This is a genomic window from Pseudomonas sp. J380 (assembly GCF_009827115.1).
In the GTDB taxonomy this organism is placed as follows: domain Bacteria; phylum Pseudomonadota; class Gammaproteobacteria; order Pseudomonadales; family Pseudomonadaceae; genus Aquipseudomonas; species Aquipseudomonas paracarnis.
This window is the reverse complement of the sequence record NZ_CP043060.1, coordinates 4,825,721-4,843,757: the sequence shown is the minus strand read 5'-3', so window position 1 is coordinate 4,843,757 and position 18,037 is coordinate 4,825,721. Positions and strand designations below refer to the sequence as shown.

General features: G+C 54.8%; 14 protein-coding genes, 6 tRNA genes and 3 rRNA genes. 4 read left to right on the top strand and 19 right to left on the bottom strand.

The genetic code is table 11. The annotated features are described in order from the left end of the window. Positions 1-70 precede the first annotated feature (70 nt). The 17 genes from rplA to tyrS all read right to left on the bottom strand — a co-directional run bounded on the left by rplA (position 71) and on the right by tyrS (position 12,127). Positions 71-766, bottom strand: a complete 696-nt coding sequence (rplA, locus tag FXO12_RS22050) for a 50S ribosomal protein L1 (protein ID WP_003176434.1) — start codon at positions 764-766, stop codon at positions 71-73. After that, positions 766-1,197 carry a 50S ribosomal protein L11 gene (gene rplK, locus FXO12_RS22045; RefSeq protein ID WP_003176435.1) on the bottom strand — a complete coding sequence of 144 codons (432 nt, stop codon included), beginning with the start codon at positions 1,195-1,197 and terminating at the stop codon, positions 766-768. Before rplK ends, rplA begins: the two co-directional genes overlap by 1 nt. 116 nt (positions 1,198-1,313) lie before the next feature. After that, complete coding sequence (gene nusG, locus FXO12_RS22040) at positions 1,314-1,847, bottom strand: transcription termination/antitermination protein NusG (RefSeq protein WP_003176436.1); 534 nt, start codon at positions 1,845-1,847, stop codon at positions 1,314-1,316. 9 nt (positions 1,848-1,856) lie between these two features. Continuing rightward, positions 1,857-2,225, bottom strand: coding sequence for a preprotein translocase subunit SecE (gene secE / locus FXO12_RS22035; RefSeq protein WP_003194658.1), 369 nt, complete (start codon positions 2,223-2,225; stop codon positions 1,857-1,859). Positions 2,226-2,270: 45 nt separating this feature from the next. After that, positions 2,271-2,346, bottom strand: a tRNA-Trp gene (locus FXO12_RS22030). Positions 2,347-2,489: 143 nt separating this feature from the next. Beyond that, positions 2,490-2,565 (bottom strand) — tRNA-Thr (locus FXO12_RS22025). 26 nt (positions 2,566-2,591) lie between these two features. Next, positions 2,592-2,665: transfer RNA gene (locus FXO12_RS22020), tRNA-Gly, on the bottom strand. Positions 2,666-2,689: 24 nt separating this feature from the next. After that, positions 2,690-2,774 (bottom strand) — tRNA-Tyr (locus tag FXO12_RS22015). Between the two features lie 142 nt (positions 2,775-2,916). Continuing rightward, positions 2,917-3,363, bottom strand: coding sequence for a hypothetical protein (locus FXO12_RS22010; RefSeq protein ID WP_057975595.1), 447 nt, complete (start codon positions 3,361-3,363; stop codon positions 2,917-2,919). A 7-nt stretch (positions 3,364-3,370) separates the two neighbouring features. Further along, positions 3,371-4,120, bottom strand: coding sequence for a pantothenate kinase (locus tag FXO12_RS22005; RefSeq protein WP_054896954.1), 750 nt, complete (start codon positions 4,118-4,120; stop codon positions 3,371-3,373). Continuing rightward, entirely contained in the window at positions 4,110-5,069 is a 960-nt protein-coding gene (birA, locus tag FXO12_RS22000) for a bifunctional biotin--[acetyl-CoA-carboxylase] ligase/biotin operon repressor BirA (RefSeq protein WP_057975596.1), read from the bottom strand. The genes FXO12_RS22005 and birA overlap by 11 nt, the downstream gene beginning before the upstream one ends. A 155-nt stretch (positions 5,070-5,224) precedes the next feature. Then, a 5S ribosomal RNA gene (rrf, locus tag FXO12_RS21995) occupies positions 5,225-5,340 on the bottom strand. A 151-nt stretch (positions 5,341-5,491) separates the two neighbouring features. Further along, positions 5,492-8,383 (bottom strand): 23S ribosomal RNA (locus FXO12_RS21990). 247 nt (positions 8,384-8,630) lie between these two features. Continuing rightward, a tRNA-Ala gene (locus FXO12_RS21985) sits at positions 8,631-8,706 on the bottom strand. Between the two features lie 30 nt (positions 8,707-8,736). Beyond that, positions 8,737-8,813, bottom strand: a tRNA-Ile gene (locus FXO12_RS21980). 81 nt (positions 8,814-8,894) lie between these two features. Continuing rightward, positions 8,895-10,431 (bottom strand): 16S ribosomal RNA (locus tag FXO12_RS21975). Together the 16S, 23S and 5S rRNA genes with 2 tRNA genes alongside form the textbook arrangement of a ribosomal RNA operon. Before the next feature lie 490 nt (positions 10,432-10,921). Further along, complete coding sequence (gene tyrS, locus FXO12_RS21965; protein ID WP_054896812.1) at positions 10,922-12,127, bottom strand: tyrosine--tRNA ligase; 1,206 nt, start codon at positions 12,125-12,127, stop codon at positions 10,922-10,924. A gap of 209 nt (positions 12,128-12,336) precedes the next feature. Between tyrS and FXO12_RS21960 the strand changes: the two genes are divergently transcribed. Both FXO12_RS21960 and FXO12_RS21955 read left to right on the top strand, forming a co-directional pair. Next, positions 12,337-13,749 carry a peptidoglycan DD-metalloendopeptidase family protein gene (locus tag FXO12_RS21960; protein ID WP_057978484.1) on the top strand — a complete coding sequence of 471 codons (1,413 nt, stop codon included), beginning with the start codon at positions 12,337-12,339 and terminating at the stop codon, positions 13,747-13,749. A 3-nt stretch (positions 13,750-13,752) separates the two neighbouring features. Continuing rightward, complete coding sequence (locus FXO12_RS21955) at positions 13,753-14,844, top strand: anhydro-N-acetylmuramic acid kinase (RefSeq protein WP_057978482.1); 1,092 nt, start codon at positions 13,753-13,755, stop codon at positions 14,842-14,844. Positions 14,845-14,908: 64 nt separating this feature from the next. On the opposite strand, the gene erpA is transcribed toward FXO12_RS21955, so the two are convergent. Further along, positions 14,909-15,259 carry an iron-sulfur cluster insertion protein ErpA gene (gene erpA / locus FXO12_RS21950; protein WP_003176443.1) on the bottom strand — a complete coding sequence of 117 codons (351 nt, stop codon included), beginning with the start codon at positions 15,257-15,259 and terminating at the stop codon, positions 14,909-14,911. 165 nt (positions 15,260-15,424) lie between these two features. Beyond that, a complete protein-coding gene (gene argC / locus FXO12_RS21945; protein WP_014720162.1) occupies positions 15,425-16,459 on the bottom strand; it encodes an N-acetyl-gamma-glutamyl-phosphate reductase in 1,035 nt (344 codons plus the stop codon). Between the two features lie 134 nt (positions 16,460-16,593). On the opposite strand from argC, the gene hemJ reads away from it, so the two are divergent. Together hemJ and FXO12_RS21935 are read left to right on the top strand one after the other, a co-directional pair. Continuing rightward, on the top strand, positions 16,594-17,022 hold the full coding sequence (gene hemJ / locus FXO12_RS21940; protein ID WP_003194674.1) for a protoporphyrinogen oxidase HemJ: 429 nt from the start codon (positions 16,594-16,596) through the stop codon (positions 17,020-17,022). Positions 17,023-17,046: 24 nt separating this feature from the next. Beyond that, positions 17,047-18,009: a nitronate monooxygenase family protein gene (locus FXO12_RS21935; protein ID WP_057978479.1), complete on the top strand. Its 963-nt coding sequence runs from the start codon at positions 17,047-17,049 to the stop codon at positions 18,007-18,009. The last annotated feature ends 28 nt before the right edge of the window (positions 18,010-18,037 follow it).

Sequence of the window (18,037 nt, the reverse complement as noted above, 5' to 3'; positions counted from 1 at the left end):
CTTGGATAGCCCCCGCCAGGCAGGGACCCCAATCTTTCAATTGGCGCAATTGCTCGCGCCAATTTATGTCTTATACGTCCAGCGAGCCTTGGTCGATGACCAGACCTGGGCCCATAGTGGTGCTCAGGGTAACGCGCTTGACGTAGATACCTTTCGAGGAAGCAGGCTTGATACGCTTCAGATCAGCGATCAGGGCTTCAACGTTTTCCTTCAGCTTGACGGCATCGAAGCCGACTTTGCCAACGGAGGTGTGAATGATGCCGTTTTTGTCGGTGCGATAACGAACCTGACCAGCCTTGGCGTTTTTAACCGCGGTAGCTACGTCTGGAGTTACGGTGCCGACTTTAGGGTTAGGCATCAGGCCACGTGGACCGAGGATCTGACCCAACTGACCTACAACGCGCATTGCATCCGGGGAAGCAATTACGACGTCATAGTTCAGGTCGCCGCCTTTCATTTCGGCAGCCAGGTCATCCATGCCAACGCGATCAGCACCAGCGGCCAGAGCAGCTTCAGCAGCTGGGCCTTGGGTGAAGACGGCAACACGTACAGTCTTGCCAGTACCGTGTGGCAGCACAGTAGCGCTACGAACGACCTGGTCGGATTTACGTGGGTCAACGCCCAGGTTCACAGCAACGTCAACAGACTCGCTGAACTTGACAGTCGACAGCTCGGTCAGCAGGGCAGCAGCGTCTACGAAGTTGTAGGACTTGCCCGCTTCGATTTTGCCGGCGATAGCCTTTTGGCGCTTGGTCAGCTTAGCCATTACACACCCTCCACGTTAAGGCCCATGCTACGAGCAGAACCGGCGATGGTACGCACGGCTGCATCCATATCAGCTGCAGTCAGATCCGCGTTTTTGGTTTTCGCGATTTCTTCCAGCTGAGCACGGGTTACAGTGCCAACCTTAACGGTGTTAGGACGAGCGGAACCGCTGGTCAGACCGGCAGCTTTCTTCAGCAAAACCGAAGCCGGGGTCGACTTGGTTTCGAAGGTGAAGCTACGGTCGCTGTATACAGTGATGATCACTGGAGTCGGCAGACCTGGCTCAAGACCCTGAGTACGGGCGTTGAAGGCCTTGCAGAATTCCATGATGTTCACGCCGTGCTGACCCAGAGCTGGACCGACGGGTGGGCTAGGGTTGGCCTGAGCGGCCTTCACTTGCAGCTTGATGTAAGCGGTAATCTTCTTGGCCATGAGGCACTCCAATTACGGGTTCAAACGCCTCGAAAGGCTCCCCGGTTACTTGCGCGTTTATCCCAGTGACGACAAAACCCCACAGCCTAGGCTGCGGGGTTGGGATGCTTGCCCAGCTAGACCTTTTCGACCTGGCTGAACTCCAACTCTACCGGGGTAGAGCGACCGAAAATGAGCACTGCCACTTGGATCCGGCTCTTTTCGTAGTTAACTTCTTCGACCGTACCGTTAAAATCAGCGAACGGACCGTCTGTAACGCGAACAACCTCACCCGGCTCGAACAATGTCTTCGGCTTGGGCTTGTCGCTACCGTCAGCAACACGACGCAGAATTGCTTCCGCCTCTTTGTCGGTGATCGGAGCAGGCTTGTCGGCAGTACCGCCAATGAAGCCCATGACGCGAGGGGTATCCTTGACCAAGTGCCAAGTACCTTCGTTCATGTCCATTTGTACCAGCACGTAGCCAGGGAAGAACTTGCGTTCGCTTTTGCGCTTCTGCCCATTCCGCATTTCAACCACTTCTTCAGTGGGAACCAGAATTTCGCCGAAGCCATCTTCCATGCCTGCCAGCTTTACGCGCTCCAGCAAAGAGCGCATAACATGCTTCTCGTAACCCGAGTAAGCATGCACAACGTACCAACGCTTAGCCACGGGACACCCTTAGCCAACAATCAAGGAAACAAGCCAGCCGAGCAGGGAATCAAGCCCCCACAACAGCAACGCCATAACCAGAACAACAGCCACGACAATCAATGTGGTCTGAGTGGTTTCTTGGCGAGTCGGCCAAACGACTTTACGGATTTCGGTGCGAGCTTCCTTAACCAGTACCGCGAAGGACTTGCCTTTGGCAGTCTGCAGGCCTACAAAGGCAGCTACAGCAGCGAGGGCAAGCAAAGCGAGTACACGGTACAGGATCGGCGAAGCAGAATAGTACTGATTGCCAACAACGCCTACGACCACCAAGGCGACTACAGCGAGCCACTTTACCAGATCGAAACGAGAGCTTTGAGCTTCAGCCTTAGGAGTCATCTATGAAGATCCTGTGAAAAGAAAGCCAGACACACCACGTGAATCTGGCAGGTCAGGAGGGAATCGAACCCCCAACCTACGGTTTTGGAGACCGTCGCTCTGCCAATTGAGCTACTGACCTAAAACAAAATCAGGCCGACCATTATGCAGGCCTGAAAAAGACTTTACAACAACCAACCCCACAAGACCTGAAACATCGAACAACATTCAAGCCGAGGCAGCTGTTAAAACAAAGGCAGATATTTTCATATCTGCCTTGTCATATGGAGCTCTTGAGCGGATTTGAACCGCTGACCTCACCCTTACCAAGGGTGTGCTCTACCAACTGAGCTACAAGAGCGAAACACCTTGCACAACCTGCAAACTTGGAGCGGGTAGCGGGAATCGAACCCGCATCATCAGCTTGGAAGGCTGAGGTTCTACCACTAAACTATACCCGCGGAGCTTGCAGCTCACGCTAAAAATGGTGGAGGGGGAAGGATTCGAACCTTCGAAGTCGTAGACGTCAGATTTACAGTCTGATCCCTTTGGCCGCTCGGGAACCCCTCCTAAGCGAGCCGGCATTTTACATCACGCCGACCTTCTGTCAAGCATTTTCTCATTTAAATTATGAGGTTAGCTGCATTGACGGTAGCTTTGCACTGTAGCCCTTAAAGGTCTTCACTGCGAAGCGGGCGCCATTCTATGCAAACTATTCGAGAGTTGCAATGCCTTCGCACAGCATTATTTTATGTTTTAACTCATTGAATTCATTAGCAAGGCTTTCAAAGGGCAGATCGTCAGCCAGGCGACGGCTCTCAGGAGCCACACGCAACCAATAACCCGAGGCGCTCTGCGCATTCAGCAACTGGACCGTGACCTTTATATCCAGGCTCGTGAGCCTCTGCTCAAGAGAGGAGGCTTGGCGTCGATCGGAGAACCCACCGATGTACAAGCAGGTATTCTGCGCCTCCGCCGACCTCGCTCGATCACGCCGAGCCACCGCATCTGCCGACTCACTCAAGAGGCGAATATCTTGCTGCGCTCCTCGATGGAAATTCAAGGGCGTGACATCCTTGGCCCGCAATGGCGCCTCTTGCTGATGCCAGACGTAATAAAAAACATTGAGAACCAGTAAAAGTAAAAACAGCCAGCGCATAATCACCTCAAGACAAAGGACACGCCATCGCCAAACCAACAAACACCAGGTCCGGGACCAGCCGAGCCTGAGGCGCAGCATCCCTGACCAGGTCGGCATCGCCTCCAGTGAGGAAGACCGTGAAATCCTCCCCCCAATAGCCTCGCGCCAACTCGAGCTGAGTCAGCACGAAACCTCTAAGCATGAGCGTACAACCACGCTCGACGGCCTCTACGGTCGTGCGACCTGGAGAGAGACGCTCCAGCGCCCGCTCAGCGGCCGCGTCGTCATAACGTATCTTGCGAGTATGGGTTCGCAGTTGATTACGCATAAGCGGCATACCCGGGCAAATAAACCCCCCCAGGTGCTCACCGTCCGGACCGATAAAATCTGCGGTCGCCGCCGTACCAAAATCGAGTACCAGACATGCACCTGACGCCAACTTGAACGCGCCTAGCATGGCCAGCCATCGATCCATTCCTAGGCGCTGGAAGTCTTCGTAGCCGTTGCGTACTCCGCTCATTTCTCGAGCAGAGGTGGCACAGGAAACAGCAACGCCAAATGCCCCTACCAACGCTGCTATCAACTTATCGGTCTCCTCAAGCGCGCGAACACTCACCAACCGACAACGCGTGAGCAATAGACCAGGCAAAGCCACCAAACTGTCGATCAGCGCAATATCCGAACCTGCGATGCCTTCGGCGCGGACACTTGCATCACTCGACTCAAGAACACGCCACTTGATAAAGCTATTTCCACAGTCGAGCTCAAGAATCATCACGCAACCTCAGGCTTAGCTCACCACCGCTGTATATTTTCTCAACGCCACCGACATCCAAACGCAACGCACCCTGACAATCCACACCGAGCACAACCCCATCAATCTGATTGACGCCCGCGATAAGCGACACACACTTCCCTTGCCACGCGTGATGCTGCTCCCATTCTGCTTGCAGCCCAGCAAAACCCGCAGCCTTGTGTCGGTCTAGGTAGGCTTGCAGTTGCAAGCCCAGTCGCGCCACCAGGTGATTGCGATCAACAGAAGAGCCCGTCTCGAGCTGCATCGAGGTCCACTGCTGATCAACCTCTACAGCTTTCTGCATATTCACATTGATACCTATCCCTAGCACAACGTGACAGATATCTGCGGGATCTCCCACCAACTCAAGCAAGATGCCTGAGATTTTCTTGTGCCCAACCAGGACGTCGTTTGGCCACTTCAAAGCTGCGCCCTCCACGCCCGACTCACGCAGAGCCTGCAGGACTGCCAGCCCCACCACCAGACTCAGCCCTTCCAGTTGCCGCAGGCCGCCCTCAACACGCAATACAAGGCTGTAGTAAATGTTTTGCGCAAATGGACTGACCCATTTGCGGCCTCGTCGCCCCCTACCAGCCGTCTGCTGCTCCGCTAGCACAATAAAAGGAGCCGCACTGCCCGCATCGACAAGACGTAAAGCCTCAGCATTAGTGGAGTCAATGGAGTCGAAAATGTGAACAGGCCAAGCCAGGGAAGCCGCCCTCTGGGAAATTTCCTGCGCATTCAAAAACATCAATGGCGCAGCCAATCTATATCCTCGCCCCCGAATCTTATGAATGGGGAGATTCAATTCTGCCTCAAGATGCTGAAGCTGCTTCCACACGGCACTGCGACTGACGCCTAGGGCGGCACCAAGCGCTTCTCCAGAATGAAAGCGACCATCTTTCAGAAGTTTCAACAACGTCAGCATGCACATATCGCCTCAGAATGAGGCACGCATGATAGCCATGCGCAGGGTCATTGCATAGAAAGGCTGGATATCAGTCATGATCGACGCCCCACCAGATTTTCGAGCGCCCAAAACAAAACCCCAACTGCTTTCGCAATTGGGGTTTCGGAATTTAATCTTGACGATGACCTACTCTCACATGGGGAAACCCCACACTACCATCGGCGATGCATCGTTTCACTGCTGAGTTCGGGATGGGATCAGGTGGTTCCAATGCTCTATGGTCGTCAAGAAATTCGGGTACTGAGTCGTGGCCAACTGGCCTCGCTTCAGCAAATTGGGTATGTGATAGATCGTGGTGTTTTGTGAGCGTCGAACTTTCGGTTCATTGCGTCTTCACACACCGCAATCTGGCCTTTCGACTCAAATTGCTTGGGTGTTATATGGTCAAGCCTCACGGGCAATTAGTATTGGTTAGCTCAACGCCTCACAGCGCTTACACACCCAACCTATCAACGTCGTAGTCTTCGACGGCCCTTCAGGGAACTCAAGGTTCCAGTGAGATCTCATCTTGAGGCTAGTTTCCCGCTTAGATGCTTTCAGCGGTTATCTATTCCGAACATAGCTACCCGGCAATGCCACTGGCGTGACAACCGGAACACCAGAGGTTCGTCCACTCCGGTCCTCTCGTACTAGGAGCAGCCCCTCTCAAATCTCAAACGTCCACGGCAGATAGGGACCGAACTGTCTCACGACGTTCTAAACCCAGCTCGCGTACCACTTTAAATGGCGAACAGCCATACCCTTGGGACCGGCTTCAGCCCCAGGATGTGATGAGCCGACATCGAGGTGCCAAACACCGCCGTCGATATGAACTCTTGGGCGGTATCAGCCTGTTATCCCCGGAGTACCTTTTATCCGTTGAGCGATGGCCCTTCCATACAGAACCACCGGATCACTAAGACCTACTTTCGTACCTGCTCGACGTGTCTGTCTCGCAGTCAAGCGCGCTTTTGCCTTTATACTCTACGACCGATTTCCGACCGGTCTGAGCGCACCTTCGTACTCCTCCGTTACTCTTTAGGAGGAGACCGCCCCAGTCAAACTACCCACCATACACTGTCCTCGATCCGGATAACGGACCTGAGTTAGAACCTCAAAGTTGCCAGGGTGGTATTTCAAGGATGGCTCCACGCAGACTGGCGTCCACGCTTCAAAGCCTCCCACCTATCCTACACAAGCAAATTCAAAGTCCAGTGCAAAGCTATAGTAAAGGTTCACGGGGTCTTTCCGTCTAGCCGCGGATACACTGCATCTTCACAGCGATTTCAATTTCACTGAGTCTCGGGTGGAGACAGCGCCGCCATCGTTACGCCATTCGTGCAGGTCGGAACTTACCCGACAAGGAATTTCGCTACCTTAGGACCGTTATAGTTACGGCCGCCGTTTACCGGGGCTTCGATCAAGAGCTTCGCGTTAGCTAACCCCATCAATTAACCTTCCGGCACCGGGCAGGCGTCACACCCTATACGTCCACTTTCGTGTTTGCAGAGTGCTGTGTTTTTAATAAACAGTCGCAGCGGCCTGGTATCTTCGACCGGCATGAGCTTACGGAGCAAGTCCTTCACCCTCACCGGCGCACCTTCTCCCGAAGTTACGGTGCCATTTTGCCTAGTTCCTTCACCCGAGTTCTCTCAAGCGCCTTGGTATTCTCTACCCAACCACCTGTGTCGGTTTGGGGTACGGTTCCTGGTTACCTGAAGCTTAGAAGCTTTTCTTGGAAGCATGGCATCAACCACTTCGTTAACTAAAAGTTAACTCGTCATCAGCTCTCGGCCTTAGAATCCCGGATTTACCTAAGATTCCAGCCTACCACCTTAAACTTGGACAACCAACGCCAAGCTGGCCTAGCCTTCTCCGTCCCTCCATCGCAATAACCAGAAGTACAGGAATATTAACCTGTTTTCCATCGACTACGCTTTTCAGCCTCGCCTTAGGGACCGACTAACCCTGCGTCGATTAACGTTGCGCAGGAAACCTTGGTCTTTCGGCGTGGGTGTTTTTCACACCCATTATCGTTACTCATGTCAGCATTCGCACTTCTGATACCTCCAGCAAGCTTCTCAACTCACCTTCACAGGCTTACAGAACGCTCCTCTACCGCATCACTTACGTGATACCCGTAGCTTCGGTGTATGGTTTGAGCCCCGTTACATCTTCCGCGCAGGCCGACTCGACTAGTGAGCTATTACGCTTTCTTTAAAGGGTGGCTGCTTCTAAGCCAACCTCCTAGCTGTCTAAGCCTTCCCACATCGTTTCCCACTTAACCATAACTTTGGGACCTTAGCTGACGGTCTGGGTTGTTTCCCTTTTCACGACGGACGTTAGCACCCGCCGTGTGTCTCCCATGCTCGGCACTTGTAGGTATTCGGAGTTTGCATCGGTTTGGTAAGTCGGGATGACCCCCTAGCCGAAACAGTGCTCTACCCCCTACAGTGATACATGAGGCGCTACCTAAATAGCTTTCGAGGAGAACCAGCTATCTCCGAGCTTGATTAGCCTTTCACTCCGATCCACAGGTCATCCGCTAACTTTTCAACGGTAGTCGGTTCGGTCCTCCAGTTAGTGTTACCCAACCTTCAACCTGCCCATGGATAGATCGCCCGGTTTCGGGTCTATTCCCAGCGACTAGACGCCCTATTAAGACTCGCTTTCGCTACGCCTCCCCTATTCGGTTAAGCTCGCCACTGAAAATAAGTCGCTGACCCATTATACAAAAGGTACGCAGTCACCCAACAAAGTGGGCTCCCACTGCTTGTACGCATACGGTTTCAGGATCTATTTCACTCCCCTCTCCGGGGTTCTTTTCGCCTTTCCCTCACGGTACTAGTTCACTATCGGTCAGTCAGTAGTATTTAGCCTTGGAGGATGGTCCCCCCATATTCAGACAAAGTTTCTCGTGCTCCGTCCTACTCGATTTCATGACCAAGAGATTTTCGCGTACAGGGCTATCACCCACTATGGCCGCACTTTCCAGAGCGTTCCGCTAATCTCAAAGCCACTTAAGGGCTAGTCCCCGTTCGCTCGCCACTACTAAGGGAATCTCGGTTGATTTCTTTTCCTCAGGGTACTTAGATGTTTCAGTTCCCCTGGTTCGCCTCTTGCACCTATGTATTCAGTACAAGATAACCATCTTATGATGGCTGGGTTCCCCCATTCAGACATCTCCGGATCAAAGTCTGTTTGCCGACTCCCCGAAGCTTTTCGCAGGCTACCACGTCTTTCATCGCCTCTGACTGCCAAGGCATCCACCGTATGCGCTTCTTCACTTGACCATATAACCCCAAGCAATCTGGTTATACTGTGAAGACGACATTCGCCGAAAATTCGAATTTCTCAGTTAAGAGAACTCACAAATTTTACCTTAGCCTGATCCGTTACCAGTGAAAGTAACGTTCAGTCTATCTTTCTATCACATACCCAAATTTTTAAAGAACGAACTAGTCAAAGACTAGAAATCAACATTCACCATCACAACGATGGAATGCTCATTTCTAAGCTTTATACAAACAGAAGCAGTAGTGGTGGAGCCAAACGGGATCGAACCGTTGACCTCCTGCGTGCAAGGCAGGCGCTCTCCCAGCTGAGCTATGGCCCCGTATTTCTACAGGCGTTTCCCACACAAAATTGGTGGGTCTGGGCAGATTCGAACTGCCGACCTCACCCTTATCAGGGGTGCGCTCTAACCAACTGAGCTACAGACCCAATTTCGGGCTGCTTCTTTCGTCTTCTTCAATGAATCAAGCAATTCGTGTGGGAACTTATGGAGCAGCTGATGTCGTCGATTAAGGAGGTGATCCAGCCGCAGGTTCCCCTACGGCTACCTTGTTACGACTTCACCCCAGTCATGAATCACACCGTGGTAACCGTCCTCCCGAAGGTTAGACTAGCTACTTCTGGTGCAACCCACTCCCATGGTGTGACGGGCGGTGTGTACAAGGCCCGGGAACGTATTCACCGCGACATTCTGATTCGCGATTACTAGCGATTCCGACTTCACGCAGTCGAGTTGCAGACTGCGATCCGGACTACGATCGGTTTTATGGGATTAGCTCCACCTCGCGGCTTGGCAACCCTCTGTACCGACCATTGTAGCACGTGTGTAGCCCAGGCCGTAAGGGCCATGATGACTTGACGTCATCCCCACCTTCCTCCGGTTTGTCACCGGCAGTCTCCTTAGAGTGCCCACCATTACGTGCTGGTAACTAAGGACAAGGGTTGCGCTCGTTACGGGACTTAACCCAACATCTCACGACACGAGCTGACGACAGCCATGCAGCACCTGTCTCAATGTTCCCGAAGGCACCAATCCATCTCTGGAAAGTTCATTGGATGTCAAGGCCTGGTAAGGTTCTTCGCGTTGCTTCGAATTAAACCACATGCTCCACCGCTTGTGCGGGCCCCCGTCAATTCATTTGAGTTTTAACCTTGCGGCCGTACTCCCCAGGCGGTCAACTTAATGCGTTAGCTGCGCCACTAAAAGCTCAAGGCTTCCAACGGCTAGTTGACATCGTTTACGGCGTGGACTACCAGGGTATCTAATCCTGTTTGCTCCCCACGCTTTCGCACCTCAGTGTCAGTATTAGTCCAGGTGGTCGCCTTCGCCACTGGTGTTCCTTCCTATATCTACGCATTTCACCGCTACACAGGAAATTCCACCACCCTCTACCATACTCTAGTCAGTCAGTTTTGAATGCAGTTCCCAGGTTGAGCCCGGGGATTTCACATCCAACTTAACAAACCACCTACGCGCGCTTTACGCCCAGTAATTCCGATTAACGCTTGCACCCTCTGTATTACCGCGGCTGCTGGCACAGAGTTAGCCGGTGCTTATTCTGTCGGTAACGTCAAAATTGCAGAGTATTAATCTACAACCCTTCCTCCCAACTTAAAGTGCTTTACAATCCGAAGACCTTCTTCACACACGCGGCATGGCTGGATCAGGCTTTCGCCCATTGTCCAATATTCCCCACTGCTGCCTCCCGTAGGAGTCTGGACCGTGTCTCAGTTCCAGTGTGACTGATCATCCTCTCAGACCAGTTACGGATCGTCGCCTTGGTGAGCCATTACCCCACCAACTAGCTAATCCGACCTAGGCTCATCTGATAGCGCAAGGCCCGAAGGTCCCCTGCTTTCTCCCGTAGGACGTATGCGGTATTAGCGTCCGTTTCCGAACGTTATCCCCCACTACCAGGCAGATTCCTAGGCATTACTCACCCGTCCGCCGCTCTCAAGAGAAGCAAGCTTCTCTCTACCGCTCGACTTGCATGTGTTAGGCCTGCCGCCAGCGTTCAATCTGAGCCATGATCAAACTCTTCAGTTCAAACATCTTTGGGTTTTTAAGAAACCCTAAACTTGGCTCAGCAATCGTTGGTTACATCTTTGATTTCTCGCGGAGTAACTTGTGATGCTGATAATCTTGTTGACTATCAGTCTGACTCCACAAGCACCCACACGAATTGCTTGATTCAGTTGTTAAAGAGCGGTTGGTTAAGATCTTTCGTCTCAACCGAGGCGCGCATTCTACAGCAGCCTCATTTGCTGTCAAGTGGTTATTTTCAGAAGTTTTCGAAGATTTCCTCAACAACTTCAACCACTTGCGCTTGCGATCTCTCGTAAGCGGGAGGCGAATTCTACAGCGTTACACGCTGCTGTCAACACCTCTTTTTCAACTCCCTTTTGGCTTCGATGAACTGAAGCAACTTGCTGCCGAAAACTGCGTAACTCATTGTTTGCCAAGGAGTTTTCCGTTTCGACTGCGCCGGAAGTGGGGCGAATTATAGACAGATATAATTCGCCGTCAACACCTATTTTCAGACTTGTTCGGATTTGAGCGTAATACGCGCAAATGCCTTCTTCCCCGCCTGGCAAACGTGAGTCGCGCCCAGCTCGTATATAAAGGTGCGATCAACCACCTCACCATCTATACGTACACCGCCCGAACCCAAGAGATCACGCGCGACCGCCGAATTCTTCACCAGGCCAGCCTTATTAAGCACAGCCGCAATCGGCATCGCCTCGGCAGCAGTCAATTCAATCTCCGGCAGATCGTCAGGCAGCTCGCCGTCTTTCATGCGATTACCTGCCGCGCGGTGAGCGCTGGCCGCAGCCTCCTCACCATGGAAACGCGCAACGATTTCTTCAGCCAGCTTAATCTTCACATCGCGAGGATTAGCGCCCGCCTCGACATCCGCACGCAGCGCATTGATCTCGTCCATCGAGCGGAAGCTCAACAGCTCGAAGTAGCGCCACATCAGCGCATCCGGAATAGACACCAACTTGCCGTACATCACACCTGGTGCTTCCTGGATACCGACATAGTTACCCAGCGACTTGGACATCTTCTTGACGCCATCCAAGCCTTCCAACAGCGGCATGGTCAGAATGCACTGAGCCTCCTGACCATAGGCGCGTTGCAATTCACGCCCCATCAGCAGGTTGAACTTCTGATCGGTGCCACCCAACTCAACGTCCGCGCGCAGCGCCACCGAGTCGTACCCTTGAACCAGCGGGTAGAGGAACTCATGGATGGCGATTGGCTGATTGGTCGAGTAGCGCTTGTCGAAGTCATCGCGCTCGAGCATGCGTGCCACGGTGTACTGGGACGTCAGACGAATGAAATCTGCCGGCCCCATTTTGTCCATCCAAGTGGAGTTGAACGCCACCTCAGTCTTGGCTGGATCAAGGATCTTGAATACCTGGGTCTTGTAGGTCTCGGCATTATCGAGCACCTGCTCACGAGTCAGCGGCGGGCGCGTAGCGCTCTTGCCGCTTGGATCACCGATCATCCCAGTGAAGTCACCTATAAGGAAGATGACCTGATGGCCCAACTCCTGAAACTGACGCAGCTTATTAATAAGCACGGTATGACCCAGGTGCAGATCCGGCGCAGTCGGATCAAAGCCAGCCTTGATACGCAGGGGTTGGCCACGCTTGAGCTTTTCGATCAGCTCGGCCTCGACCAACAGTTCTTCCGCACCACGTTTTATCAGCGCTAGCTGCTCTTCAACCGACTTCATAACAGACCCGCAAGGCTCAGATTCAAAAGGGAACCAACCATACAAGATCAGGGACTAATTACAAGTTTTGCCCTGCGCACGGACACCGTTCAGCAAGCCCAGCGTTCGCGAGCTTGCGCCACAGATGATTTGGTTATATTTTATACAGTTATTTCATCTTCATCATGTCATTCATCTTTTCCATTTCATCTTCAAAGTCAAAATTACTTATGACCACTGAACCGTCTAAAGCGCCGCCGCTTTACCCGAAGACCCACCTGCTCGCCGCAAGTGGTATCGCCGCCCTTCTCAGCCTGGCACTGCTGGTATTCCCTTCCAGTGACGTTGAAGCCAAACGAACATCCCTGAGCCTCGATCTGGAAAGCCCAGTTGAACAACTGACACAAGATCAAGACGCTTCCGACGCTCAACAAGCCACAAATGCTCCGGCCGAATCACCTTTCGCACAGATCGAAAGCGCTCCAGAAGACACTCAACAAGCCACCCAGGAAGCACCTGCGGCAACCGCAGCCAAGAATCCCCAGCACCGCGAAGTCATCGTGGGCAAAGGCGACACACTATCTACCCTGTTCGAAAAGGTTGGATTGCCTGCCGCCGCTGTAAATGAAGTGCTCGCCAGCGATAAGCAAGCCAAGCAATTCACGCAGCTCAAACGTGGCCAAAAGCTCGAGTTTGAGCTGACGCCAGACGGTCAGCTGAACAACCTGCACACCAGTATCAGCGACCTGGAAAGCATCAGCCTGAGCAAAGGCGCCAAAGGCTTCGCATTCAACCGAATCACCACCAAACCCGTCATGCGTTCCGCCTACGTACATGGCGTGATCAACAGCTCCCTGTCGCAATCGGCCGCGCGTGCGGGCCTGTCGCACAGCATGACCATGGACATGGCCAGCGTTTTTGGCTACGACATCGACTTCGCCCAGGACATCCGTCAAGGCGATGAGTTCGACGTGATCTACGAGCAGAAAGTAGCCAACGGAAAAGTCGTGGGCACTGGTAACATCCTGTCTGCACGCTTCACCAACCGCGGCAAAACCTACACCGCCGTGCGCTACACCAACAAACAAGGCAACAGCAGCTACTACACAGCTGATGGCAACAGCATGCGCAAGGCGTTCATCCGTACCCCCGTTGACTTTGCTCGTATTAGCTCGCGTTTCTCCATGGGCCGCAAGCATCCAATTCTGAACAAAATTCGCGCACACAAGGGCGTCGACTATGCCGCGCCGCGTGGCACGCCAATCAAAGCGGCGGGCGACGGCAAGGTCTTGTTGGCAGGGCGCCGTGGTGGTTACGGCAATACGGTGATCATCCAGCACGGCAACACTTACCGCACGCTGTACGGCCACATGCAAGGCTTTGCCAAGGGCGTCAAGACTGGCGGCAACGTGAAACAGGGGCAAGTGATCGGCTACATCGGCACTACCGGCCTCTCCACCGGCCCGCACTTGCATTACGAGTTCCAGGTCAACGGCGTACACGTCGACCCATTGGGCCAGAAGCTGCCGATGGCTGACCCGATTGCCAAGGCCGAACGCGCGCGCTTCATGCAGCAGAGCCAGCCGCTGATGGCACGCATGGATCAAGAGCGCTCCACCATGCTGGCCTCGGCGAAGCGTTAAGGTATGCCGCTCTATATCGGTGTGATGTCCGGGACCAGCCTCGACGGCCTGGATATCGCCCTTATCGAACAAGGCGCGGCGGTCAATCTGATCGCCACCCATTACATCCCGATGCCTGACGCCTTGCGCACAGAACTGCTGAGCCTATGCGCCAGTGGCCCGGATGAAATCGCCCGCTCGGCAATTGCACAGCAACAATGGGTAACGCTCGCTGCGCAAGGCATCCACGCCTTGCTGGATCAACAGAACCTCAAGCCTCAGGACATTCGGGCGATTGGTAGCCATGGCCAGACGATTCGCCATGAACCCTCCCGAGGCTTTACCGTTCAGATCGGCAACCCTGCCCTTCTCACCGAGCTGACAGACATCACGGTCGTCAGCGACTTCCGCAGCCGCGATGTCGCTGCCGGCGGCCAAGGCGCTCCATTGGTTCCAGCCTTTCATGAAGCCTTGTTCGGCGAGCAGACGGGCAATCGCGCGGTATTGAATGTCGGCGGGTTCAGCAACCTCAGCCTGATCGAGACGGGCGAGCCTGTCGCCGGTTTCGACTGCGGCCCGGGGAACGTCCTCCTCGATGCCTGGATTAACCTGCAGCGCGGCGAACACTTTGATCGGGACGGGCAATGGGCGGCCAGCGGCAAGGTCCAACCCCAACTGCTCAATACGTTGCTCAGCGATCCGTTCTTCATGACCAAAGGCCCAAAAAGTACGGGCCGCGAAGTGTTCAACCTGGCCTGGCTGCAGCAGCACCTTGGCCGTTTGCCCGCCTTTGAACCCCAAGACGTACAGGCCACCCTGCTGGAGCTGACCGCCCTGACCATCGTCGAGTCCCTGCAAAGCGCCCAGACTGACACAACAACCTTGCTGATCTGCGGGGGCGGCGCCCATAACGGGGCACTGATGAGCCGGCTGACAACGTTGCTGCCTTCCACTCATGTCAGCACTACAGCGGCCTACGGCGTAGATCCTGACTGGGTAGAAGCAATGGCCTTCGCCTGGCTGGCACATTGCTGCCTGGAAGGCATCGCCGCCAATCGCCCCAGCGTCACTGGCGCACGTGGGCTTCGAGTGCTTGGCGCGATCTACCCCGCCTGACCCCAGACAGCAAAACGCCGCTTGGCCCGTAAAAGCCAAGCGGCGTTTTTGTATCTGCTACCGATCAGATCGAGAACGAAGACCCGCAACCACATGTCGTGGTGGCATTAGGGTTCTTGATCACGAAACGCGAGCCTTCCAGACCTTCCTGATAATCCACCTCGGCACCTGCCAGGTATTGGAAGCTCATCGGATCCACGACCAGGCTCACACCCTCGCGCTCAACGATAGTGTCGTCATCGGCCACATCTTCATCGAAGGTAAAACCGTACTGAAACCCTGAACAACCGCCGCCCGTAACGAATACGCGCAGCTTCAAGCGATCATTACCCTCTTCATCGACCAGGCTCTTCACCTTGTGCGCAGCACCGTGGGTGAATTGCAAAGCCGTGGGGGTGAAGGATTCAACGCTCATGCTGATAATCTCCCGGCGTAGCGCCGCCATATGCGTAATGGCCGGTATTATCCGCTTCTCCTAGAAAAGCGGTCAACTATTGTTACGGTATATCAATCCGCCCAGCGACCATTAAAAATGCAAAAGGCCCGATCAAAGGGCCTTTTGCGCAACGGTGAGCCCGCGTTAAGGCAACATCCCCGCGTGGGACAGGCCCAACTTCTCGTCCAGGCCGAACAGGATGTTCATGTTCTGCACCGCCTGGCCCGAAGCGCCCTTGACCAGGTTGTCGATCACCGACAACACCACCACCAGGTCGCCATCCTGCGGACGATGCACCGCAATACGGCACACATTGGCACCACGCACGCTGCGCGTTTCCGGATGGCTGCCGGCCGGCATCACATCGACGAACGGCTCATTGGCATAACGCTTTTCAAACAGCGCCTGCAGGTCTACCGAGCGATCAGTGACGGTCGCATACAGCGTGGAGTGAATCCCGCGGATCATCGGTGTCAGGTGCGGCACGAAGGTCAGCCCCACATCCTGGCCGGCAGCGCGACGCAAACCCTGGCGGATTTCCGGCAAGTGCCTATGACCTTTTACCGCGTAGGCTTTCATGCTTTCCGACGTTTCGGAGTAAAGCGAACCTACCGCCGCACCACGGCCCGCACCACTGACGCCCGACTTGCAGTCCGCGATCAGGCGCGACGCATCCGCCAAGCCAGCTTCCAGCAATGGCAGAAAGCCCAATTGCGTCGCCGTCGGATAGCAACCCGGCACGGCAATCAGGCGCGCTTGCTTGATCTGCTCGCGATTGACTTCCGGCAGGCCGTAAACCGCCTCTTCCAACAGCTGCGGCGCACCATGGGGCTGGCCGTACCACTTGGCCCACTCATCGGCGTCTTGCAGGCGGAAGTCTGCCGACAAGTCGATAACCTTGGTACCGGCCGCCAGCAGCTCACCGGCCAGAGCATGGGCGACACCGTGAGGCGTGGCGAAGAACACCACGTCGCAGGCACCCAGGGTCTTGGTGTCCGGCACACTGAACGCCAGACCGTCATAGTGGCCTCGCAGGTTCGGGTACATATCGGCCACGGCCAGCCCGGCTTCGGATCGGGAAGTGATGACCACCACCTCAGCTTGCGGATGCTGAGCCAACAGACGCAGCAATTCGACACCGGTGTAACCCGTGCCGCCGACGATACCGACCTTGACCATAAACCTGCCCTCAACGAACCCACTGGAAAGCCGTCGATAATAGGGGCCGTATCGTCCTGCGACAACCGTCAACGTGACGTACGGGCGCATGAGCCACTACTATCTTCGCTACCGTGAACCTGGGAATAACTAAAATGCTCTATCTATGGGTCAAAGCCTTCCATATCGTCAGCATCGTTTGCTGGTTTGCCGGGCTGTTCTACCTGCCGCGCCTGTTCGTCTACCACGCCCAAAGCGAAGACACCGTCAGCAAGGAACGCTTCAGCATCATGGAGCGCAAGTTGTACCGGGGCATCATGGGCCCGGCGATGGTTGCCACACTGGTCTTCGGCATCTGGATGCTGGCCCTCAACCCCGGCATTTTCCAGTCGGGCGCCTGGATCCACGCCAAGCTGACCCTGGTCGTCCTGCTGATTGGCTACCATCACATGTGCGGCGCACAGGTAAAGCGCTTCGCCCGTGGCGAAAACACCCGCAGCCATGTCTTTTATCGCTGGTTCAATGAAGTCCCGGTTCTGATATTGCTGGCTATCGTAATTTTGGTCGTGGTCAAACCGTTCTAACGTCAATTACTCGGGGAACCTCCAATGTCGCTGCCCGCTCTGCTGGAACAACGTCTGCGCCTGCCCGTGGTGGCCGCGCCGATGTTTCTGATCTCCAATCCACAACTGGTCCTGGCCTGCTGTTGCAACGGGGTAGTTGGCAGTTTCCCGGCGCTCAACCAACGCGAAAGCAGCGGCTTCAAGGCCTGGCTGGAAGAAATCGAAGCGGGCTTGGCGCTGCTGGACAATCCTGCGCCCTATGCCGTGAACCTGATCGTGCACAACAGCAACCCGCGGCTGGAGGCTGACCTGGCGATCTGCGTCGAGCACAAGGTGCCCATCGTCATCACCAGCCTCGGTGCGGTAAAGGAACTGGTGGACGCGGTTCATAGCTACGGCGGCCTGGTATTTCATGACGTTACTACCCGACGCCATGCGGAAAAAGCCGCTGAAGCCGGCGTAGACGGCCTGATTGCCGTAGCCGCTGGCGCGGGTGGCCACGCAGGCACCTGGAGCCCCTTTTCGCTGATTGCCGAAATTCGCCAGTTCTTCGACAAAACCCTGCTGCTGGCGGGCTGCCTTAACCATGGGCACGAAATTCTTGCCGCCCAGATGCTGGGGGCAGACCTGGCATATTTCGGTACGCGCTTTATCGGCACCACCGAAAGTCAGGCACCGGATGCCTATAAGGAGATGCTGCTCACATCCCGCGCTGCCGACATCGTGCACACTCCTGCAGTCTCCGGCGTACCTGCAAGCTTCATGCGCCAGAGCCTGGAAAATGCCGGTTTTGACCTTGCTGCGCTTCAAGGCAAGGGTGAAGTCAATTTCGGTTCCAAGCTCAAGCCATTGAGCGATGAGGCCAAAGCGTGGAAAACTGTATGGTCTGCTGGCCAAGGCGTCGGTGAGATCAATGATGTACCCACTGTGGATGAGCTCATAACGCGCCTGGATGCCGAATACCGCAAAGCACGCGAGCACGCCGCGCAACTGCGCTGGCCACGCTGACCCACTGCAGGGCCTGCCAACTGGACAG